Consider the following 22089-nt stretch of genomic DNA (forward strand, 5'->3'; position numbering starts at 1 on the left):
GACACTATGAATATGGTTTTAGCCGAGTGGCTCGAACGAGCACCTGCGCCAAGCGAGGCGCAAGCCGCGCCGCGCTTGGCAGCAGGCCGGACACTAGAGGCTGGTCGAATAGCCGCTGCAGAAAGCCGCCCCATCTAAGCGGCCCTTGAAATTCCCTATGCAAAGAACGCGTATAAGATTGCTGCCAGTCTAAGCTAGAAAGGTTTCCCTGCAAGAAGCGATCCGCAAGCGGCGCGCATAAAGCTGCCGATCGCAGCGCCATCGACATGCCGTCACCGCATAGTGGGGGAATCATCGTGACCGCATCTCCAGTCAACGGTATCGTATCCCACGCCTGCAATTTGCGATGGAGCTGGACAGGCGCCACAGCTGCCTGTGTTCCTTCTACAGGTATTGCACCCCTTAGCTTCTCATAAAGCCTCTTATTTCTCTTCATAGCTGCATCCAATATAGCTAGAGTCGATTTCCCCTTGTCGGTGAAAGCATCACGGTTCAGCAGGGCAGACACATTCACTAATCCATCTTCTACCATACAAATCCCCATATATCCGCCCGGGAAGAAATAAAGCTCAATCATCCGTTCCATCCATACACCATGGAAATGGGATTTCACCCCCAAGTATGACGGCTTCGCCAATCTCTCTTGTCGATGGCCCGGCAGACCTGAGCGCTGATTCGCCCCCCAAGCCGCTATCACCGTTCTGGCTTGCAGCGTACTGATTTCACCGCCCTGCTTGGTCTCGATGAGATACCCCCCAATTATGGGATGCACAGCAGTGACCGTTGTACCTGTTTGCAGTTGAACACCCGATTGCTGTGCGGCTCCATGAAGCGCTGAATCGAGCGAATAGCGACTGATCCCAAGCGCAGAGCTGGGCAGCGGCAGTTCCATAGCTGCTCCGTTTGCAAATATTAATCTTATGCCATCAATAATGCTTGGATTCAGCACCTTCACCGTCTCCAATAATCCAAAAGCTTGCAGCGTGCTCTGCGACTCAGGCGATAGAAACTCACCGCATACTTTATGTCTTGGAAATCTCTGCCGATCGAGCAGGGCGGTCTCCCAACCTTTATCGGCTAAAGCTTTAGCCAAGCTGCTGCCAGCCAGTCCTGCTCCAAGCACAGCTGCATCCACCATATGTGTCATGCTATTCAACCCCGTCGATTGTTTTTGCGGCTGCCTTACTAATTACAACGGTGTATCGGAATAAAGGCCGCCAAGCAGCATGCATTTCACTATTTCGCTTTCCCAGCCTACTCCTAAGCTGCTCCCAGTCTTTTGCACGAAACCCTTTGGCGACAGACAGCGGGCCGTCATTGCGGATATATCGATTGGTGGAAATAAAGCGGGTCGCCACCCAAACCGCTGTCCATGGCAGCCAGTGGCGATGAATATCATTAATAACAGCACCCAGCCGCGATATTCTCAGCATGCTGTGCACAACGGCAGGAAGCTCCTCCGTTGCGAAATGATGCAAGAACTGCGTGCCTGTAACCATATCCGCACATCCATCCTCCAGCTTGAATAGATCTCCCCGAATGACCTGTACGCGCGGCTCATTGCGGAAAAACAGTCTTGCCTCCTCACAAGCTTCCTCGGTCAAATCCACCAGCATAACACTCATTGCAATGCCTTGCTTGTCTGCCCATTGAAGCAGCCGTCTATTCACATCGCCTGAGCCTGCTCCCACATCCACAATCGACAAGCTCCGCGGCTTCCCCGACTCCATCCACAGCCTTTGCACGCCATATAAGGTTGGCTTCGCGGCTGCGAAAATCAGGTTTAGCAGCCGGAGCTTCCGCAAAGCTTCGCGAAGCTCCGTACCACCACTGGTCAAATCATCCATGAGTTCAGGAGCCTCTGCCCGTTTTTCCAGTCCTCTAGACATAAACTTCATCTGATTGCTGCTCTTGTTTCGAAACGGCGGGAATATAAGCAAACTCAATCAGTTCGGCGGTAAGGCCTGGTCCGAATGCCAACGCGATGCCCTCGGCGCTCTCCGATCCGCTTTCTCTAAGTCTGGTTCGCATGCGATTTAATACAAAAAGAATGGTAGCCGAAGACATATTGCCATAATCGCGGAGTATGCCAAGGCTTGGCGCCGTTTGTTCATCAGTAAGCTGGAATTTATGCTGCAGCGTATCAATGATGCCCTTGCCGCCAGGGTGGATAGCCCATAAATCGGGTATACGCTTCCCGCACAGCCGTTCCACCTCATCTGGGATTGTCGCTCCAATCAGCTTAGGAATGTCAGGAGACAAATAAAGGTCGAAGCCATGATTGCCGACTTCCCACACCATAGCATCGGCACAATCCGGCAAGAGAACAGAATGATCCCCCCCGAGCTGGAATATGTCCTTGTGCTGAGAACCAGCGGAGCCAACAACGCAGGCCGATGCTCCGTCACCAAAGAAAGAAGCAGCGAACAGCGCTTCCCGATCGCCCGAGGGCTGAATATGCAAGGTGCATAGCTCCACACAAACAATCAACACATTTGCGGAATTATTAGCGGATACGATTTGCCGGGCAAAACCTACCGCCTTTAAACCAGCTGCACAACCAAGAAATTGAAGCGGAATCCGAGTTACTCTTGGGGACAATTCTAATGCCTTTACCAAAGCTGCATCTATTCCGGGAAGAAACTGCCCGGTGCAGCTAACCGTTATGAGATGCGTGATGTCTGAGGCATTCACTTCTGAATCAGCTAAAGCTTGTCTTGCCGCAAGCAATGACAAAGGAATGGATTCTTTCTTATATAAGCCCATTCTCTCCGCTGTCGAGGGAGCATCAAGGTCTGAGGCCTTCGGCAAATAGCGGCAATCTGCTGCCTCTGCCAGCAGATTCGGCTCGCAGGTATAACGAGTTTCAACCCCGCATTGCTTAAAAATCCTCCTCGCCCAGCGCGCCGAATCTGGTTTATCGCTTAATCCGTCTACTAATCTTCGTGCTGTATCCGCTTGATTTATTCGGTTATTAGGCACCGCCGTGCCTATTCCTAATATCGCAACACACGCATTCATAGGATTCATATTTAGACCTCCATCCTCTCTCACTAATCGGACAAGTTTATGACTATAAACATATATACTCCCCTGTTCCTTCCATTATGACGAATTTATCCTATCGGACTGTTCCTATAAACGAAGTATTACAGTCTGTCCATTCATTTGTAATAAACTTGAAATCTAATTTTCATCTCGTTTTAATGTAAACCGCCTATAATGAAAACAACCCCCTTTTGTAATATATATAATGAAGACCCACAGCACCGAATGCTGTGGGTCTCTTTTTGCGTTCTATTCATTTGCATGCATGAGCTCTACGAGTACGACCTCTGGTCGGTTAAACAGCCGCTGTGGAATGATGCTGTTACCGAGTCCACGGCTAACGATCAAAGTCGACTGGCCATCTACAAATTTGCCTGCATCGTATTTGGGCAAGAAGCCTTGGCCTGGCGCAACAAGCCCGCCAACAAAAGGCAGCCTAACCTGTCCCCCATGCGCATGGCCTGAGAATGTAATATCTATGCCTTTCTGCATATACACTGCAAATAACTCTGGGCGATGCGATAGCAGAACCGTATAAGCATCCGCACCGGCCGTTTCTTGCATCGCTGTATCGATAAACCCGCTTATCTTATCAACATCTCCATCAGCCTCTGTATTGAAGGTGGGATCATCAACGCCTGCTAATCGAATCTCGCCCTGCCCAAGCTTGATCATCTCACTCTTATTGCGCATGACATGAATACCGAGAGAATTCAGCCCTTTCTCCAGCTCCATATATTTACCTGAGCTGCGTTCATGGTTCCCTGTTACATAATAGACGGGAGCAAGCTTCGCTATTTCCCTCATTAGAGTAAGGCTAACCTCTGCATCGTATCTCCTGCTGTCTACCAAGTCACCCGTCACGACTATAATATCTGGCCTTAGCTTCTTCACCTTGCTGACAAGCCTCTCTTGGTTACGGCCAAATAATTTGCTGTGCAGATCTGTTAGCTGCACGATTCTATAGCCATCAAAGGCCTCTGGAAGCTTAGACGAGCTTGCCTGAAATCTAGTAATGCTAATCGCATTATTCTCATAATAAAGAAATGCGACGAGGACAATGATTAGCATAGGAATGATATAAAACAATCGTTTCTTCGTTACACGCATACCCATTTTACTCCTAACTCCTCAAGCTTCTCTAATGCAATAAACCTTTAATGGCACTAATGACTGCTTCAGGCTTATGAATTTGAATAGAATGCCAACTGTCTTTGACTATAATATGCTTCGTATTATTGGTCAAATTGCTCAGTTTCCGTTGATCTCGCTGCCAGGCCGCATCCTGCTCTCCTGCACTCAGTACAATAACAGGCAGGTCTCTCCTCAATGGCTCCGCATTCTTTAACTGCAGCGCGCTTTCCTCTGTGCACAACAGCTCTGAATATGCAGCCTTATAAGCATTAACTCGATAGCCAAGTGTACGAACAGACTTGTTCCATGGCTCTGGGAGTCGCTTGGAGCCAATATGTTTTTTGAGTAGTCGCGGCAAGCCAAGCGGCGAAAGCATATAGCCAAGCTTCAACTGATTGTGGTAAGCAAGCCGCTGCTTATTACGTTCAATTGTTGTTTGTTCCGGCAAATATCTGCTTTCATGCGTGGAATCCACGAGCACTAATCCCGAAACTTCCCCAGGATAGCGAGAAGCAAACAACCTCATGATCATCCCCCCGTAGGAATGTCCGACGAGTACATAAGGCGGCGCTGCACCAATTGTGCTCAGCAGCTTTCGAAGGTTATCCACATAGTCACCGCAGGTTGGCCGCTCCATCCCCTGCGTACTCCACCCGAAGCCTGCGCGGTCGTAGGCGATAACCGTCGCATCCTCCGACAGGCTTGGAATAACAAGCGACCAATCCAATGAGCAGCCGCCCATACCTGATTCTAATATAATAGTAGGCGATCCCTGCCCCGTCACTGAAACATGCAGCTTGCGAAGGCCAATATGAGCAAGCCAGCCTGTTGGTTTGTTATGCGTCTCTTCCATGCTGCTTATAAGCATCTGACCGAGTGACAAAGGAAATGCGACAAGTGACGCGGTCATTCGAAGACTGCGCTCTAGAAGCGGGATTTTCAACATAAGGCTCCTCCCCTTTACCTCACTCTTTGCTTCGATAAATTCCATGATTGCCATTTGTAATCCGCGCGAGCTTCCTTCTCCAATCTGCTAATGACCTTATTCAAGCCATCTAGATTTGGATGGCGAGCCTGAAGCTTTAAGAGAGCTGGTGCCGCGTCGGTGGATAGCGTGCCCATATAAGCCACGTCTATTTTCCCCGTTCGCTCGAAGCGATTACTATTATAAGAGGCAATACGGGCATCTACATTCATATAATTCATCACTACAAAAGCAATAATGGTCACACATATATATGCTTTCCCCATTGAAAATTGTTCTTTCCAAATTCGAAGCATCGCAATAACGAGCAGCACGCCCAGAAACAACATAAACCCATGAACGAGAAGCCTTGTTTGTGTAAAGCCATATGCCTCTTCATATAACGAAAGGCGGCAGTAAGCAGACACTAGCATCACAATGGTACAGCCTATCAGCACCGTTAGCGACAGCTTGCGAATGGATTCTGCCAGCTTGCTCGAACGCCGGATCAAATGAAGTCCGCACATAAGCAAGCCGATGTTGATCAGTGAGACCATAATTAATTCCGCAAACCCTCTGCGCGCATATTCGGCATACGCTGCACCCTCTGGCAGCAGACCATTTGCCGCTCCGAATAAATAGGAAAATTGAATGACGACGAACAACACATAGACGATATTGATGCTGATGAGCAGTGTTCCAGCTGTTATAGGATCAAACTCAATCCTTTCGTTTCGCGGTGGTACGTTTGCTTGCCCAGCCAGAGATGCGTTGAAGCTATCTGTCGACTTGTGAAACAGCAGGCCCCATATGTAGCAAAATGTATACATAGCGAAAAAAGCAGCTACTATGGCTCGGAATATGCCATCTCCCAAGGAAAATCGTCCTAGCAAATGCGGTATTTCAATCATCCATGAAAAAAATATCTCATCCGCTGACGCCAAGAGGGATAAGACAACAATAAGGATTGGAGCCGCGATAACAAGCCCTAGCAGAACCTTGTTAAGCGTGCTTCTTGTGGCGTCCCCTCTTTTCGTTTCCTTCAGCCGACGATTAAAGACGCTAAACGGCACTGCAATAAACGCAAAGGGCTTTATTAGGCTTAGAAACATCATTTCTGTATAAAACGCACCTCTATACCATGGCTTCACGCTGCTGCGTGTCAAAAGCGCTGTTTGTGCCACAATGAGAGCAAATATCGCAAAAACATTCAATACGCGGAACAAGCTGTTTGCATACAAGGCATACGTTAAAGTAAGCATAAAAATCGGAATGAACAACAGCCAGCCTGAGCTTACTCGTCCCTGCCATTTCTCAAATCCGCCCATTCTCCCCTGGATGGAATAGAAAAACAGCCCGTAAAATCCGAGAACAAACAATAAGGCGGATATACCCGCATCTGCCCCAACAAACAAATACTGACTCATTACACCGAACAAAAGGGCCAGAACGAGCATTCTTTCGTACCTTTTCTGCCATGGTGCCGGATCTCTCACTTCACTCACTCCATCTTCATACTCGATTTGTTAATTTCCTCCTTTTATTGTAACCTATAAAACAAGAACAAAAAGTGTAAGTTATAATTGGAAAATTTCACATTTTCATTCAGGGGTGTTTTGCATGAAAATTAGACGTCATTATTTAGCGATTAGACGCGCATTTGCTAGTATAAACGAGCATACTCCTTTCGAGGTTACCACTCAGGAGCTTGCCGATTTGCTTGAATGCACACATCGAAATATGGTAATTCTCTTAAAGCGGATGCAGCAGGAAGAATGGTTGGCCTGGGAACCAAAAAGAGGACGCGGCAATCGCTCCAGCCTCTCTTTCCTTGTCAGCAAGGAGCAGATTGCACTGCTGGAAGCACAGGAAATGGTGCAAAAGCAGGATTTGCGCTCAGCGCTTGAGCTGCTTGGCGGAATCGATGAATCGACGAAGCTGAAGGATCAATTTCAAGAATGGCTTTCCGGTCAGTTCGGCTTCCATTCCGAGGTGCAAGGTAAACGGCGAACTGATATTCTTCGCTTCCCGCTGCCGCAAACGATCTACTCCTTAGATCCTGCAGCCATTCATTTCACCGGCGAATCCCATTTGGTCAACCAGCTGTTTGACGGGCTTGTCCGCATCGATCCGAAGGGCGAGCAAATACTGCCACAGCTGGCCCATGCTTGGGAAGTCGATGAGACAAGGAAACGCTGGAACTTCTATTTGCGAAAAGGAGTGCTCTTTCATCACGGGCGGGAGCTGGATTCCTCCGATGTGAAGTTTTCGCTTGAACGCCTTAGGCTGCTTGCACCGCAAGGGCTGTATAGCTGGGCATATACCGACATCCTTTCAATGGATACACCTGATGATACGACCATCAGAATTGAGCTGGCCGAGCCTAACGAAGCCTTTCTGGCCTTCCTGACGACTAATCGGGCTTCCATCATTCCTCAGGATGTTTGTGAAGCTGCAGGCGATCGGTTTGCTGTGCAGCCTGTGGGCACAGGACCGTTCCGACTGATCGGCCAAGAACAGGGAGTTTGGATATTAGAGGCTTTTGCGTCTTATTTTCAAGGAAGAGCGTTTCTTGATCGGGTTGAGGTATGGACCGTAACCGAGGGTTCGGAGCGCGAGGGCAGCACGGAGCTGCAACCCTTCCAAATTATGCACAATGCGCGATTAACGGACATGGCAGCAGATCGGTGGCAGCAGGTACGCCAGTCAGGGATGACTTGTAAATTTATAACCGTTAACGAGCAGAAGGATGGCTTGCTTGCGAATCCAGCCATTCGTGCGGCAATCGATCACGCCATTGAACGAAGGGAGCTTTTGCAGCTATTGTCGGGGGATGTGATTGAGGCCGTTGACAGCTTCTGGCCGGAGGAAGAGGAAAAGGTGCGCCCAAACAAGGCTTCCAGCCAGAATTTTTCCGACATCAAGAATGAGCTGGCAGCCTCAGGCTATCGCGGTGAAACCCTTGTTCTCGCTACAATTCCGCAGTATGAGGCCGATGCCGAAATGATTCAGCAGGTATGCGCCTTATCCGGCATTCCACTTGAAATCAATCTCATTCCAGCTGAGGCGTTCAAAGGCACAGACCGTATGTCCGCTGATCTGCTTCTCTTCGCCATCATGCTGGATGAGCATCGCGAGCTTCGCCTCATTGACCTGTATAAGAGCATGCAGCAGCACGCGCTGCCGGAAATCCATCATATGCTGGAGCGCAGCATTCGTCTTATTTTATCCGAGCCTGAGCCAAAGCTGCGCGCCGCTATTTTCAAAGAGATTGAAAATCAGCTCAAAGAAAGACACAGCCTGCTGTTCCTCTATCGCAAGCATTTGAAAACCGCTTTCCATCCTTCTGTCAGAGGAATATCGCTGGAATCATTAGGCTGGGTGAGATTCAAAGATATTTGGTTCACATAGCTGTATGCGAATGAGCCTTGATGGGCTTATGAAATAATATTCTCAGCTTGGATAAAATAATTTCCAGTGGAAAAGCTACACCTTACACAAGAGGGAGTGAATACTGATGCCAAATAATAAAATAGTAATAGAAACCGATGGTGATCCAAAAACAGCTTATGAAGATACAACCGTGCATGAACGAACAGGCTTCATCGTTGATGATGCGGAAGAGTCAGGTGCAGATAACAAGAAACAAATCAATGATAACGGCAACAGATAAACAAATAGATCTATACATTAAGCTAGGCTGCCCGTCCAATGGTCGGCAGCCTTCTCCTGATGCTTATTGAGTTAGATTATGTATGAATAAAACCTTGCCGCTCCTTTTAAATGCGATGATAAGCAGTTCATCCTCTATGCTCGCCACGGGCTCATCTGCCCATTGCTGCTCACAGGTATCGCTGCCCGGCTCGCCGAATACTGCTGTAGCCATCCAATGCACCCCAGGCTGCATACTCAGCTTCACAGTCGGAATGATCGTGCGCGTATTCATGAGATTAGTATTAGCATTCGGATAAATGAGCTCAGCTTGGCCTGCTCCGTAGAGCAGACGAATACCGCTTGCCCCCCACGCGTACGCTGCAAATGCACTTTTCTCGTCAACCGAGTGAATTCCATGTCTCGGAAGCTTATCTAGATTCTCCAGCCCTAGTGCAAAGCCGCCGTCCGCCGCATCAAGCACTCTGCTTGTCTGAATGCGGTGCACGCGAATATGCCATGGGGCTCCTGCAACGATCCACGTTTTCACCTCAACATCGCCCCAAGGCTTCCAGCGTGTATAAATAGTCGAACCATCTATCGTATATTCCTCGCTCTTTCGTTTCACACGATACAGATTATCGCCTTCGCTCAGCGCCAGCATCGAATCGAATGCCCCCTGCCCCAGCCCCCATTCCGCTCTCGGAACGCTAAAGCCGAAGAAGTTCGAGTAGGCAAACTTCTCATACTTGGCTGAAGTATGGGTATGCTCATTCGATGAAAAATGGCCGCTGTTGAAAGCAACAAGATGGCTCTTCTCTGGCTGCCGGCATATGACCAGATGCGGCGCCTGCTGAACAGACAATCGCTCCAGCTGCGGCAACGGCAATTCCTCAGCCTGCCAGAACGGATGCTCATCAGGCAAAGCGAGCGGCAGAAATGATTTCAGCGCCCAGTAAGGCGAAACCGGCGAGTTGTAATTTTCCGCCATCACTAAATTCGGATAGGCATAGCCGATCGTTAACGTGCCGTCGGTCTGAAATATCGGCTGCTTAAACCACCAACGCAGATTACGAAGAACAAGGCCCTTCAGCTCGCCCACAGGCATTGTGTCTACCTCTGCATAAATCATCGCGCTCCAGAAAGCCGACTGAGAGAAACGGTATGAAAGGCTTCTTCCATAGGGCAGCGCTGAGCCATCCTCGGCAAACCAATAGATAAAGTCCTTCGCGAATTTGGCGGCTCTGCCCTTATACAGCTTGGAACGAACGGGATCCTCTCTCTCCATCAGCTTCGCATAGAATAGGCTATAGTAATGAATAGCGAAGGGAACATAGTAATCGCTATGCGTCTTTACGCCATCGGCATACCAGCCGTCCGATAAATAGAAAGCATCCATTCGATCCAGGTTGCCCTCCATGACTGCTTCATCATAGGGTGCGCCAACTGCCTTCAATCCGAGGTTCACCATGACAGCAAAAAACAGCCAATTGCAATCATAAGCCTTGCATCTGTTGATCTGGCTCAGCCAATCAACAAAATGCTGCTGCTCCTGCGGGCTTAGCGCGCCCCACAGCTTATCAGGGGCAATGGCGAGCGACAGCCCGAAGGCAGCCATCTCGACGATACGCTGATCATAATCATGAATAATGCCCCAATATTCCTCATGCGATGGATCAGTCCCGTTTCTAATCCCTTGCACCATATCATCCCACATATCGCTTTCACCGCCGCCTGCCACAAGCGGAGCCATTCCCCACAGCACACGGGAGAAGCCCTCGAAGCCAGCTACCTCGGCTTCGTAGGAAGCTCCTGTATTGCCAAGCTGCACACGAGCAAAGCCTTTACTATAATGGCGCTTTAATGGCTCGACCAATTGACGGACAGCCTGCTGCACATCCTCCCGTGAGCGGATCGGATTGCTTACTATTGGAAGCTCTATTCTATGCATGATATAAACCTCCGGCCAGATAACTTATTTGCGTCTGCTCATCATTTACGGCAAGCGATAGAAGGCGAATGGATCACCATTGCGAAAGTCCTGGCTTATGGCATCCAGCTCGGACAACACATCACTGTCAATCTTCAATGCTGTGCTTTTCAGATTCTCTTCCAGCTGCCCCACCTTAGTCGCACCTACGATAACCGTAGACACAACCGGCTGATGCATGAGCCAGGATAATGAAAGCACGCTTGGCGTACAGCCAAGTTCACTGGAGAGCTTGCCCAATTGTTCACTGAGTTCGATCGTCTGATCGGTAAGAAATCTCTTGAAGTTCGGGTCTGTCTGAGCGCGAGAGCCTTCTGGTGCCCTTTCGTCCGAGCTGTATTTGCCCGATAATATGCCTCCCGCTAGCGGAAAGTACGGGATAATGCCAATACCTTGGTCGAGACACATGGGGACAAGCTCCTTCTCAGGTGTCCGATCCGCGAGGGAATAGCTCACTTGTGTAGAAACAAAGCGATTTAGCCCTAATCGATCACTGATCCCCATAGCTTTCATAAGCTCCCAAGCCAAATAATTAGAAGCGCCGATATAGCGCACCTTGCCTGAACGCACCATGTCCTCCAGAGTTCGCAGCGTCTCCTCAAGCGGCGTTTCCGGATCAAATGTATGGATTTGATAAAGATCGATATAGTCGGTACGCAGACGCTTCAAGCTGTCCTCCAGCTCAGACATCAAATGATAGCGTGACGAGCCTCTCTCATTTACACCTGCGCCTTTCATTAATCCCGCTTTGGTTGCCAGCACGACATGATGGCGCTTTCCCTCAAGTGCTTGTCCAATGATCTTCTCCGATTGTGTGCCCGCGTAAATATTAGCCGTATCGATGAAATTGATCCCCTTATCGATTGCGAAATCAATGATTTCCTTGGACGCTTCAGCATCGGCCCGTTTACCGAATGAATTCGTGCCAAGCCCTAATACAGATACTTTTAATCCACTATTGCCAAGACGGCGAAATTGCAAAATGATCAGCTCCTGTTCACTTGAGATAGGATTTCCTATATATATTATAGCTTCGCTTCCCATTATCCCCTATCCTTTAAATTCTGTTATGATGAATACAAATCTAAAAATCGGAACAAATGCTGCTGTTTCTGGAAAGGACCCCTGCTATGAGCTTTCAATTATCTAAGCGGATTATTAAATTATTATGCGGCGATAGCTTCTATGAACGTGGTGAAGCCTATTATAGAGACGGAAAGGTGATGATCACCGTTTCCAATCCCAATCCTTCCGGCACTTCCAGCTATGAAGCGATTGTTCAAGGAACAAGGCGATACGACGTGACGATAGACATAGACCCTATTGGAGACATAGATGCGGTGTGCAGCTGTCTTGCGTTCAGTTCCTACGATAAATATTGCAATCATGTCGCAGCCGCTCTTCTCCAAATTGCTGAGCAAGGAGCGGGGGAGGACAAGCCGCCTCGCGCCTACCCCTCGCTCTTGCACCCAGAGGATAGACCGTCTGATGATGAGGATGATGAAGGGCTTCTCACTCCTAGATTTGCCGGTAAGGCTGCTTCAGCCAGCACGGATACACGTCTTGCTCGCGACATTCTCGGTCTGTTCAGCAGCAAAGCCGCTCGTTCCAGCGGCAACCGATTCATCACAGATACAAGAGCACTGCTTGATATAGAAATTACATGCCGGCTGTACTCTTACGGTTATCATAAGCATATGTTCGGTATCGAGCTCAAGGTTGGGCCGAAGCGGCTGTACATCGTGCAGAGAATCAGGGAATTTCTTGCAAGTGTTGATCGCAGTCAAGCGTTTACGTTCTCGAAGCATTTCACCTATGATCCAGCCATTCATTACTTTCAGCCAAAGAATGACGCCGTCTTAAGGCAGCTTATTCACATTTACCGCAATGAGATGATGTACAGGGATGCAATGACACGATCCTTCTTTAAGGAAGCTCCGGCGAGCGATGATCGGATGCTGCTTGTGCCTTCCTTCTCTTGGAATTCACTTCTCCCTTTGCTGACAGCGGCGCCTTCCGCTCAGCTTGCTTATGGCAATCAAACATTTGAAGGTATTCGGCTTTCGGAAGAAACGATACCGCTTCATTTCTCATTTGATCAAGCGGAAAGCGATGGCTATCAATTGAATATACAAGGGCTGGAGCAAATGACGATCATGGAAGACTATGGGCTCGTCCTTAACGAGGGCAAGCTTATTCGTCTGCAGCAACATCAAAGCAAACGCCTCGCTGAGCTGAAGCAGCTGCTCGACACTTCACGCAAGCCAAGCATTCATATTGCGCCGGAACAGATGGAGCCCTTTATGGAAAGAGTTATTCCCGGCTTGATGAAGCTGGGCAGCGTCGTTATTGCAGAAACAATCTCTAATCGCATCCTGCAAACTAAGCTTCAAGCGAAGCTCTATCTCGACCGTGTCAGAGACCGGCTCGTTGCGGGATTGGAGTTTCAGTATGGCGATATTGTCATAAATCCGTTGGAAGGCAGCGATCAGAAGCGCGGCACTGACCGTATTCTAATGCGCGACGGCGAGCAGGAAAGAGCCATTCTTGAGCTGATGGAGCGAAGCCCTTTCGCCAAAACAGAGAGCGGCTATTTCATGGAGGATGAGGAAGCGGAATTCGAGTTTCTTCACCATGTTGTTCCACAATTGGAGAAGCTGCTTAAGGTATATGCCACATCTGCTGTCAAAGTACGAATTGTAACGAAGCATGCCCCTCCAACCATAATGGTCGACAGGGATGAACGAACCGATTGGCTTGAATTCAAATTTGAAATGGACGGTATTCCCGATTCAGAAATTCGCAAGCTGCTGAAGTCGCTGGAGATTCAGCGCAAATACCACCGGCTGCCGGATGGTTCACTGCTTCCGCTTGAGGGCGCAGCTTTTCAAGAAATCATTACTTTTATTAACGAGGTTGGCCTTCGAAATGGGGATCTGCAAGGCACAACATTCCGTATTCCTGCAGTCCGTGCATTGCATCTGATGGACAGGGATCAGCAAGGAAAATCAGTGAAGCTCGGCAAGGCTTTCCGCCGATTGCTTGAGAATATGCGCAATCCGGACAATCTGGATTTCCCTGTCCCGGAGAGCTTAGCTCCCGTGCTGCGCGATTACCAAAAGTATGGCTATCAGTGGTTGAAAACACTTGCTCATTATCATTTTGGCGGCATTCTTGCAGACGATATGGGGCTCGGGAAAACGGTGCAAGCGATCGCTTTCCTTGTCTCCGTCCTGCCTGAAATCAGGGAGCGGCAGCAGCCGGCACTTATCGTCTCGCCAGCATCGCTCGTCTACAACTGGCTGAATGAACTGAAGAAATTTGCGCCGGAAATAAAAGCCGTGATTGCTGACGGAAGTAAATCCGAGCGACTCGGCTTACTGAGAAATGCCAACGGAGCCGACGTCGTTATTACATCCTACCCGCTGCTCCGAAGAGACATTGAGCAATATGCGAAGCAATCCTTCCATACGCTCATTCTCGATGAAGCACAGTTTTTCAAAAATCACACTACTCAAACGGCACAAGCCGTTAAAGCCATTGAGGCTCAGTATCGTTTCGCGCTTACGGGTACGCCCGTGGAAAACACGCTTGAGGAGCTATGGTCGATATTTGGCGCTGTATTCCCCGAGCTGTTCCCAAGCCGCCAAGCCTTTAACGAGCTTTCCCGTGAAACGGTTGCTAAGCGCGTTCGACCGTTTCTGCTGCGCAGGCTGAAGAGCGATGTGCTGAAGGAGCTGCCAGAGAAGATCGAATCGATTCAAGCATCCGAGCTGCTGCCGGAACAGAAAAAGCTGTATGTTGGATTTCTAGCTAAGCTGCAGCAGGAAACGGTCAAGCATCTGAATGAAGAGAGTTTTCATAAAAACCGGATTAAAATATTAGCAGGCATTACGAGGCTGCGCCAGCTATGCTGTCACCCTGCTCTTTTCGTCGAAGATTATAAGGGCAGCTCAGCCAAATTCGAACAGCTCCTCGACATTATTGAGGAATGCCAAAATGCAGGCAAACGTCTGCTTGTCTTCTCGCAGTTCACAGAAATGCTTGGCTTGATCGGCCGTGAGCTTGGCCTTCAAGGCGTCCCCTATTTCTATTTGGACGGACAAACGCCCTCTTCCGAACGGGTTGAGCTGTGTAATCGATTCAACAATGGCGAAAGGGATCTGTTTCTTCTCTCCCTTAAGGCCGGAGGCACCGGGCTTAACTTGACCGGAGCAGACACGGTTATATTGTATGACCTTTGGTGGAATCCTGCTGTTGAGCAGCAGGCAGCTGACCGTGCGCATCGCATTGGACAAAAAAATGTCGTACAAATTATTCGCATGGTTGCACAGGGGACCGTCGAGGACAAGATGTACGAGCTTCAACAGCGCAAGAAAAATCTAATCGACGAAATCATTCAGCCCGGCCAGGATAAGCTTTCCGCTCTATCCGAGCAGGAGATCCGTGAAATTCTAATGCTTCAGTAATACTTATGCTTCCATAACAAGAGGCTGTCTCACAAGGTAAATCTTGTGAAACAGCCTCTTTCTTTCATTTATCTATTTACTTCATCCATTTCTTCAGCCATTTCATATCGGCTGTGTAAGGCGGATACGCAAAACCCAAGTCAAGCTTTGTGCTTCGTTTGACGATGCTTTTCTGATGGGAAAAAACGTCAAAGCTGCTCTTGCCATGATACGCGCCTATCCCCGAACTGCCCACCCCGCCAAATGGCAGGTGCACGCTTGCGACATGCGAGAGCGTATCATTCACACAGCCTCCTCCGAAAGAAACACGTTCAAGCACTTCCTTCTCGGCAGCCTTGTTTTCAGTAAAAATATACAGCGCCAGCGGCTTTGGACGATTATTTATCATTTGTATCGCATGGTTTAATTCTTTATACGACATGATAGGCAGAATAGGGCCGAATATTTCCTCTGACATGGAGGCATCTTCCCAGGATACGTTATCTATGAGCGTCGGTTCGATAAATAAATCATCTATTTTTGAGGCTCCGCCTGCCGAAATTTTCGCTCGGTCTTGCTCCAGTATGGATTGAAGCCGACTGAATTGCCGCTTATTTACAATCCGTCCGTAATCGTTGCTTTTGCTGGCATCGTATCCGTAGAAGCTATCAATTGCTTCCTTCATCCTTAACATAAGCGCGGCTTTAATATCCTCATGCACGAGCAAATAATCTGGTGCTATGCAGGTTTGGCCAGCATTCAGAAGCTTACCCCAAATAATACGTTTGGCTGCAATGTCCAGATTAGCCGTTTGATCTACAATAACCGGACTCTTGCCGCCAAGCTCCAGCGTCACAGGCACCAGATTTTTGGCGGCAGCCTCCATGACGATTTTCCCGACGGCTACGCTGCCAGTAAAGAAAATATAGTCAAATGGGGCATTAATGAGATAGGTGGTCGCTTCCTTCTCGCCTTCGATAACTTCAATATAGGACTCCTCGAATATATCTCCAATCATTTGCCTGATAACAGCAGACACATTCGGGCAGCTCTCCGAGGGCTTGATTACCGCGCAATTGCCAGCTGCAATGGCTCCAATAAGCGGTTCTAGCACAAGCTGTACCGGATAATTAAAAGGACCGATAATGAGTACCGTTCCATAGGCTTCTTTCCTTATATAGCTTCTAGAAGGGAATACATGAATAGGCGATTTCACCCGAAGCGGCCTCATCCAGCGCTTAAGATGCTTCATCATATGACGAATACTTCCTAGTACGAGACCTATTTCTGTTGCATACGACTCAAATTCACTTTTCCGCAAATCCTGATACAAGGCAGTCATGAGCTGCTGCTCATAACGCTTGATAGCTTCCTGCAACTTTTTCAATTGCTGTAGCCGAAAGCTGACGCCCCTTGTCTGACCGCTCGCATAAAATTGCTTATGCCGGTCAATAATCTGCTCTGCACGCTCGTTTGTCCAGGCTTCCATACGGACATCCTCCCCTCTTGTCTATAAGCAATCACGTTCTAACGCAGCTAATACTCGCATCAATCGTTCGACGGAATCGGTAAGCGTTGTGGAATAATAACGCTGCCTGTTGCCCCATCATTCCGCCTCCTTAAACCTCTTATATATCCATTTTTAATTGGTTTAAACATTTAAACATTCAATTGAATAATCATACTGCCGTGCTATTCATGCGTCAATTACAGCTGGGCAGCAGGCTCCTCCCCTCTCTATATATCTATCCTTCCATGACGTCCATCATGAAGCGATACTAGCAGATTTTAATAGAGATAGGGATATTGACCAGTACGAACAATCTGTCTTGCACGTATATATACAGTACAAACCAATTCTTACACTATCAAAAGAAGGAGGAGATCTTCTATGTAAATCAATAGAATGATAAGCTAGATTATCCTAAATCCAATATTCCAAAAGGAGAGATGCTAGTTAGAAAGAGATAACTTCTATCCTTGAAAAGAGGCTGAATTATGCATGATTTAACAGTTTTAATGACCATCTGCACTTTTTTTCTGACGATTGGATTCATTTTCTGGAAGCCCAATGTCAATGAAGCTATTCCAGCTACTGTCGGAGCTATTATTGTTATTCTATGCGGAAGCGTATCACTCGCTGACCTCGGTCAAATAACGGAAACAATTAGCGGAGCGGCAGTAACGATTATAGCAACTATAGTTATGGCAATTGTGTTAGAAAGCTTTGGTTTCTTCTACTGGGCTGCCGAGCTTCTAACTAGAAAAGCCAAAGGCTCAGGAATTCGATTGTTTTGGCTAACGAATCTATTCTGTTTTCTTATGACCCTGTTTGTAAATAATGACGGCAGCATCTTAATTACGACTCCCATCCTGCTGATTCTGCTGCAGAACATGGGACTCAAAAACCATCAGAAGATCCCCTATCTTCTATCCGGAGCGTTAATTGCCACCGCCTCCAGCGCCCCAATCGGGGTCAGCAATATTGTTAATTTAATAGCACTAAAAATTGTTCATATGGATCTGTATATGCATACTGCTATGATGTTCATCCCTGCTTCACTTGGGCTTGCCCTGCTGTCGCTTCTTCTATTTGCAACCTTTTATCGTGTTTTGCCCAAAAAATTGCCTCCAGCGGCTAGATGGAATCTCTTGCCGGGCAGCCATCCGCTGAAGGAGATCGTAACCACAGAGAACCGTACGGCGTTTATGCGCAACATTCTTATTTTTGTATTAAGCGTACGCCTTAGCTTATTTGCAGCTTCCTATATTCACTTTCCAGTTTCTCTAATGGCCGTTATCGGTTCTTCTCTTCTTCTGGCATGGCGCTGGATATTTTTAAAAATCCCTCCAACCGATATGATTAAGAAAACGCCATGGTATATACTACTATTTGCTTTTAGTATGTACGTCATCATTTATGGCTTGAACAATATCGGTTTAACAGAATGGCTAATTCAGCTCCTGCAGCCTATCGTCTCAGGAAGTCTTCTGAATGCAAGTGTTCTCATGGGTACCCTTCTAAGCGTACTATCTAATCTCTTTAATAATCATCCCGCACTTATGGTCGGAACACTAACCTTAATGAGCATGGGCCTTGATCCGCTTACGCTGAAAATAGCTTATCTGGCAAGTGTAATCGGCAGCGACATTGGCTCGTTGCTATTGCCCATCGGAACGCTCGCAACCTTGATGTGGATGCACATCATTCGAAAAGGCGGTGTTAAAATCAGCTGGGGCCAATATTTAAAGGTGACCTCCTTTGTCATTCCAATCACGGTCATCTTCACTTTAATCATTTTGTCTTATTGGGTTTCGTGGTTATTTTAACAAAAAAAAAGACCTCCATGGAGAAGGTCCCTGAAAAGAGAATATGCACTTTGTATTTTATGTGAGAAAGATGAAAATGTACGGGTATTTAAACCCGAAACAGCCCGTATCCATGGAGCGGAATGATGGGATTCGTATCGATCGTCAAGCCTTGCACGCGTTGGCGGAACGCAACATCAACGAGCCAGCGCGTAAAATCAGCCACATTCATTGTTTCCATTTCTTGCAAACTGAAGAAGCCTGCTGCATCAACCTCCACATTATCCGGTGTCGGTTCTCCGCCAATGTACTCCATTTCGAAAGCAATGTAGACATTGTGTATGCTTCTAGGCTGATCGCGCAGCGCCACGACGCTCTTTACGATTGCTTCTACACCGCTCTCTTCCATTACTTCTCTTTCAATTGTTTGTTGAATAGGCTCATGCTGCTCAATATATCCGCCTGGATTCGTCCATTTCCCTTTGCCGGGCTCTTGCGCTCTGCGCACGAGCAGCAGCTTATCCTCCTTGAGAACAAGTGCTCCTACTCCAATACTATAGCTGCCCCAATGGACAAAGCTGCAGCTGGTGCATGCACTTCTCGTTGTACCATCAATATCACGAGTTTCCAGCTCATGACCGCATTCCATACAAAATTTCGCTGTCATTCTCTTCACCTCTGCATTAAACTCACGACTAATTAAAATTATATAGGCAAATTAATCGGCTGCATAGCTAATACCAAAACCAACCTCTTTTATTTCCGCTGAGGTTGGTTTTTTGTGTAGCCATATATTAATCGACTCCATTCGACAAAAATGCATGCCTATTCACCTATAATGCGAAATAATTCCAGAAAACTATGGGATTTAAAGGACTTTTGTAGGGGTACGTCGAATAAGTGTTGTCGGTAAGCGCTTATTCCCTTTAGGAGGAACGTCATGAAGTGGCTCTCAAAACGATTCACACTCGTCATTATCCCGGATGCGAATCAGTCCGTCATGCAATATCGTATATCCAGACTCATTCTTATACTAGTGCCGGTCGTTATTCTGCTTCTCGGCATACTTGCACTCTTATTCTTTCTCTTATTTTCAAGAAATGCTTTAATTACAAGCAAGCTGCAAAACCAGTTGACTTCATCAGCAGCGCAGTACCAGCTTCAATTGAATGTTAAAGAAGAAAATATTAATCTCTTACAAACTGATCTTGTTCAATTATCCGAGCAGGCTCAAGCAATGGAACAAAAGATGGCCCAAATCAATGAGCTTGAACTGCAGCTCAAGCAGTTGGCTGGAATTGAGACGTATAGCTCCACTGCAGCAGCCTCCAAACTCATAACGGAGGAGGGCGGTCAGGGCGGTGAGGAGCTACCGCTTCCAGTCGCTGGCTCCGCTTCATTCGCTAAGGAGACAAGCCAGCACTATTCAGACATTACCCATCAGATGGATGAACTCATCCCGCAGCTGGAGGAAACAAAGAAAGAGGTCATGAAGGTTCAGCAAATGCTGCGCATTACCCCTACTATTTGGCCGACCGATTCTCGCAAGGTAACTTCTCTGTTTGGTGTTCGCAAAGATCCGTTTACAAGGCGGGCTACTTATCATGCCGGTCTCGATATTGGGGGTGCTGTCGGAGACCCCATCTATGCGGCCGCTGACGGAACGGTTACCCGCTCAGAGCGAGACCGCATTCACGGCAACAACGTCATGATTGACCATGGACGCGGTATCAGCACTAGATATATGCATATGAATGCAAGGAACGTCGAGGTTGGCGATAAAGTTGTAAAAGGCCAAATCATAGGCCAGCTCGGAAATACAGGACGGAGTACCGGACCTCATCTGCATTACGAGGTATTCGTAAATGGTGAAAATGTCGATCCCGAGCCCTATATTAAAGGGGATAGAGAGGAGCCTTAACATGTTTAAAGGCAAAGCTGTGAAACTTAATCCAGACACAACGGACACACTGGTGGGAGAAGGCTCATCCTTCGAAGGGAAAATGAAATCCGAGGCCAGCATTCGTGTCGATGGTCACGTCATAGGCGATATTGAATCGAGCGGCGTGGTTACCATTGGAGAGAATGGTTCCGCCTCTTCTAATATTGTCACTCGGGATCTTATTCTAGCTGGCAAACTAACCGGTAACGTTAGCGTGAAGGGGACATTAACCATCCGCTCGACAGGATCACTCATAGGCAATATGTCGGTAGGTAATCTTCTCATTGAAGCTGGCGGCGTATTTCATGGAAATAGTACAATGGAAAGTAAAGAGCTCACCCCTGCTGCTTCTAAAAAAAATGGGGCTGAGGCAGCGGTATCGCCTTAATAGATATTACAAGAAGCTTTCGCTTGGAGTCTCTCTAGGCGATTTTTTGAGTTGGTTTGAAAATCAGCCCCTCATACGCGTATAATGCCTGTATGAGCTACCTAATGGAGGAGAGAAACGATGCGTTTTGTTAGTAATAGGGGTATTAACGATCCTGCGCTAAATTTAGCGTTAGAGGAATATATATTGCGTTCACTGCCGGACACGGATGATTACCTATTGTTTTATGTCAATGAACCATCTATTATTATCGGCAAAAACCAGAACACGGTTGAAGAAATTAATGCTGAATATGTGGAGCAGCACGGGATTCACATTGTTCGCAGACTCTCTGGAGGCGGGGCCGTCTACCACGACCTTGGCAATTTGAACTTCAGCTTTATTATGAAGGATGACGGACAGTCCTTCCACAACTTCAAGAAATTTACCGAACCCGTCGTTCGCGCACTTCAAGCTCTTGGTGTAGACGCCGAAATGACAGGACGAAATGATCTGCAGGTTGGGGAACGAAAAATTTCCGGCAATGCGCAGTTTTCCACAAAGGGTAAAATGTTCAGCCATGGAACGCTGCTATTCCATTCTGAGATTGACAATGTCGTGTCTGCACTCAAAGTGAATGCGGAGAAATATGTATCGAAATCAACCAAATCGATTCGCAGCCGTGTAGCCAATATTACAGAGTTTTTAAAAGAACCAATGACTGTAGAGCAGTTTAAACAAAATTTGCTGACATCTATTTTCGAGGGTGTGGATGAAATTCCGTATTATGAGCTAAGCGAGCAGGACTGGGCTAATGTGAAAAAGCTGGCGGACGAGCGTTACCGCAGCTGGGATTGGAACTACGGACTTTCGCCAGCCTTTAATGTTCAGCAGAAAAAACGGATTGAGGGCGCCGGTACCTTTGATATCCGCTTGCAGGTCGAAGACGGCCTTATCAATAGCGCCGTCATCTACGGCGATTTCTTCGGTCGCGGCGACAGCAACGAAGTTGCTGAACAGCTTATAGGAACTCGTTATGATACCGCCTCACTAAAGCAGCTGTTCGACGGTATTGACTTGCCCTACTATTTCGGTCCCGTTACGAAGGAGCAATGGCTCGAATTATTCATTTAGCCCGAGCTGCGACAACACCCCCGAGCAAATCTGCTCGGGGGTGTTGTCGTTATACATCCTTATATAATAAAAAAGACCGGATGCTTCACTATACGTGAGCTT

At 47.7% G+C, this 22089-nt stretch carries 17 protein-coding genes; 7 read left to right on the forward strand and 10 right to left on the reverse strand.

From position 1 onward, the window contains the following. Positions 1–4: 4 nt before the first annotated feature. From CEF13_RS25205 to CEF13_RS25230, 6 genes are all read right to left on the reverse strand, one after another. Positions 5–1147 (reverse strand): NAD(P)/FAD-dependent oxidoreductase, encoded by a 1143-nt coding sequence (locus CEF13_RS25205; RefSeq protein WP_102715094.1) that lies wholly within the window; start codon positions 1145–1147, stop codon positions 5–7. Between the two features lies 1 nt (position 1148). Beyond that, positions 1149–1889: a methyltransferase domain-containing protein gene (locus tag CEF13_RS25210; RefSeq protein WP_102716552.1), complete on the reverse strand. Its 741-nt coding sequence runs from the start codon at positions 1887–1889 to the stop codon at positions 1149–1151. Continuing rightward, on the reverse strand, positions 1882–3030 hold the full coding sequence (locus tag CEF13_RS25215) for a type III polyketide synthase (protein WP_102715096.1): 1149 nt from the start codon (positions 3028–3030) through the stop codon (positions 1882–1884). Before CEF13_RS25215 ends, CEF13_RS25210 begins: the two co-directional genes overlap by 8 nt. A 267-nt stretch (positions 3031–3297) precedes the next feature. Next, the gene (locus CEF13_RS25220; RefSeq protein WP_146022782.1) at positions 3298–4158 is read right to left on the reverse strand and encodes a metallophosphoesterase; all 861 of its coding nucleotides are present in this window, start codon (positions 4156–4158) and stop codon (positions 3298–3300) included. A gap of 31 nt (positions 4159–4189) precedes the next feature. After that, positions 4190–5128, reverse strand: a complete 939-nt coding sequence (locus CEF13_RS25225) for an alpha/beta fold hydrolase (protein WP_244917126.1) — start codon at positions 5126–5128, stop codon at positions 4190–4192. A 14-nt stretch (positions 5129–5142) separates the two neighbouring features. After that, positions 5143–6642: a DUF4153 domain-containing protein gene (locus tag CEF13_RS25230; RefSeq protein ID WP_102715098.1), complete on the reverse strand. Its 1500-nt coding sequence runs from the start codon at positions 6640–6642 to the stop codon at positions 5143–5145. A gap of 124 nt (positions 6643–6766) precedes the next feature. Between CEF13_RS25230 and CEF13_RS25235 the strand changes: the two genes are divergently transcribed. After that, a complete protein-coding gene (locus CEF13_RS25235; RefSeq protein WP_102715100.1) occupies positions 6767–8557 on the forward strand; it encodes an ABC transporter substrate-binding protein in 1791 nt (596 codons plus the stop codon). 106 nt (positions 8558–8663) lie between these two features. Next, positions 8664–8819, forward strand: a complete 156-nt coding sequence (locus CEF13_RS28975) for a hypothetical protein (protein WP_166742918.1) — start codon at positions 8664–8666, stop codon at positions 8817–8819. 63 nt (positions 8820–8882) lie between these two features. Here CEF13_RS28975 and CEF13_RS25240 read toward each other — a convergent pair whose 3' ends face one another. Next, positions 8883–10748, reverse strand: coding sequence for a DUF2264 domain-containing protein (locus tag CEF13_RS25240; RefSeq protein WP_102715102.1), 1866 nt, complete (start codon positions 10746–10748; stop codon positions 8883–8885). 45 nt (positions 10749–10793) lie between these two features. Beyond that, complete coding sequence (locus CEF13_RS25245; RefSeq protein ID WP_102716555.1) at positions 10794–11768, reverse strand: aldo/keto reductase; 975 nt, start codon at positions 11766–11768, stop codon at positions 10794–10796. Between the two features lie 149 nt (positions 11769–11917). On the opposite strand from CEF13_RS25245, the gene CEF13_RS25250 reads away from it, so the two are divergent. Beyond that, positions 11918–15256, forward strand: coding sequence for a DEAD/DEAH box helicase (locus CEF13_RS25250; RefSeq protein WP_102715104.1), 3339 nt, complete (start codon positions 11918–11920; stop codon positions 15254–15256). Between the two features lie 76 nt (positions 15257–15332). Here the strand turns inward: CEF13_RS25250 and CEF13_RS25255 are convergent, their stop codons facing one another. Then, positions 15333–16724: an aldehyde dehydrogenase gene (locus CEF13_RS25255; RefSeq protein WP_102715106.1), complete on the reverse strand. Its 1392-nt coding sequence runs from the start codon at positions 16722–16724 to the stop codon at positions 15333–15335. A gap of 509 nt (positions 16725–17233) precedes the next feature. On the opposite strand from CEF13_RS25255, the gene CEF13_RS25260 reads away from it, so the two are divergent. Further along, positions 17234–18565: an arsenic transporter gene (locus CEF13_RS25260; RefSeq protein WP_424991984.1), complete on the forward strand. Its 1332-nt coding sequence runs from the start codon at positions 17234–17236 to the stop codon at positions 18563–18565. 88 nt (positions 18566–18653) lie between these two features. Here CEF13_RS25260 and CEF13_RS25265 read toward each other — a convergent pair whose 3' ends face one another. Beyond that, positions 18654–19211 carry an NUDIX hydrolase gene (locus CEF13_RS25265; protein ID WP_102715108.1) on the reverse strand — a complete coding sequence of 186 codons (558 nt, stop codon included), beginning with the start codon at positions 19209–19211 and terminating at the stop codon, positions 18654–18656. Between the two features lie 273 nt (positions 19212–19484). Here CEF13_RS25265 and CEF13_RS25270 point away from each other — a divergent pair, with 273 nt between their 5' ends. The 3 genes from CEF13_RS25270 to lplA all read left to right on the forward strand — a co-directional run bounded on the left by CEF13_RS25270 (position 19485) and on the right by lplA (position 21987). Beyond that, a complete protein-coding gene (locus CEF13_RS25270; protein WP_102715109.1) occupies positions 19485–20465 on the forward strand; it encodes a M23 family metallopeptidase in 981 nt (326 codons plus the stop codon). Position 20466: 1 nt separating this feature from the next. Beyond that, on the forward strand, positions 20467–20874 hold the full coding sequence (locus CEF13_RS25275) for a bactofilin family protein (RefSeq protein WP_102715111.1): 408 nt from the start codon (positions 20467–20469) through the stop codon (positions 20872–20874). Between the two features lie 120 nt (positions 20875–20994). Next, complete coding sequence (gene lplA / locus CEF13_RS25280) at positions 20995–21987, forward strand: lipoate--protein ligase (RefSeq protein ID WP_102715113.1); 993 nt, start codon at positions 20995–20997, stop codon at positions 21985–21987. Positions 21988–22089 lie beyond the last annotated feature (102 nt).

The organism is Paenibacillus castaneae (assembly GCF_002884445.1).
In the GTDB taxonomy this organism is placed as follows: Bacteria; Bacillota; Bacilli; order Paenibacillales; family Paenibacillaceae; genus Pristimantibacillus; species Pristimantibacillus castaneae.

Coding starts and splice junctions, on each gene's coding strand:
- CEF13_RS25205 (WP_102715094.1), bottom strand. CDS start 1,147: ATGACACATATGGTGGATGCAGCTGTGCTTGGAGCAGGACTGGCTGGC.
- CEF13_RS25210 (WP_102716552.1), bottom strand. CDS start 1,889: ATGTCTAGAGGACTGGAAAAACGGGCAGAGGCTCCTGAACTCATGGAT.
- CEF13_RS25215 (WP_102715096.1), bottom strand. CDS start 3,030: ATGAATCCTATGAATGCGTGTGTTGCGATATTAGGAATAGGCACGGCG.
- CEF13_RS25220 (WP_146022782.1), bottom strand. CDS start 4,158: ATGCGTGTAACGAAGAAACGATTGTTTTATATCATTCCTATGCTAATC.
- CEF13_RS25225 (WP_244917126.1), bottom strand. CDS start 5,128: ATGTTGAAAATCCCGCTTCTAGAGCGCAGTCTTCGAATGACCGCGTCA.
- CEF13_RS25235 (WP_102715100.1), top strand. CDS start 6,767: ATGAAAATTAGACGTCATTATTTAGCGATTAGACGCGCATTTGCTAGT.
- CEF13_RS28975 (WP_166742918.1), top strand. CDS start 8,664: ATGCCAAATAATAAAATAGTAATAGAAACCGATGGTGATCCAAAAACA.
- CEF13_RS25240 (WP_102715102.1), bottom strand. CDS start 10,748: ATGCATAGAATAGAGCTTCCAATAGTAAGCAATCCGATCCGCTCACGG.
- CEF13_RS25250 (WP_102715104.1), top strand. CDS start 11,918: ATGAGCTTTCAATTATCTAAGCGGATTATTAAATTATTATGCGGCGAT.
- CEF13_RS25255 (WP_102715106.1), bottom strand. CDS start 16,724: ATGGAAGCCTGGACAAACGAGCGTGCAGAGCAGATTATTGACCGGCAT.
- CEF13_RS25260 (WP_424991984.1), top strand. CDS start 17,234: ATGCATGATTTAACAGTTTTAATGACCATCTGCACTTTTTTTCTGACG.
- CEF13_RS25265 (WP_102715108.1), bottom strand. CDS start 19,211: ATGACAGCGAAATTTTGTATGGAATGCGGTCATGAGCTGGAAACTCGT.
- CEF13_RS25270 (WP_102715109.1), top strand. CDS start 19,485: ATGAAGTGGCTCTCAAAACGATTCACACTCGTCATTATCCCGGATGCG.
- CEF13_RS25275 (WP_102715111.1), top strand. CDS start 20,467: ATGTTTAAAGGCAAAGCTGTGAAACTTAATCCAGACACAACGGACACA.
- lplA (WP_102715113.1), top strand. CDS start 20,995: ATGCGTTTTGTTAGTAATAGGGGTATTAACGATCCTGCGCTAAATTTA.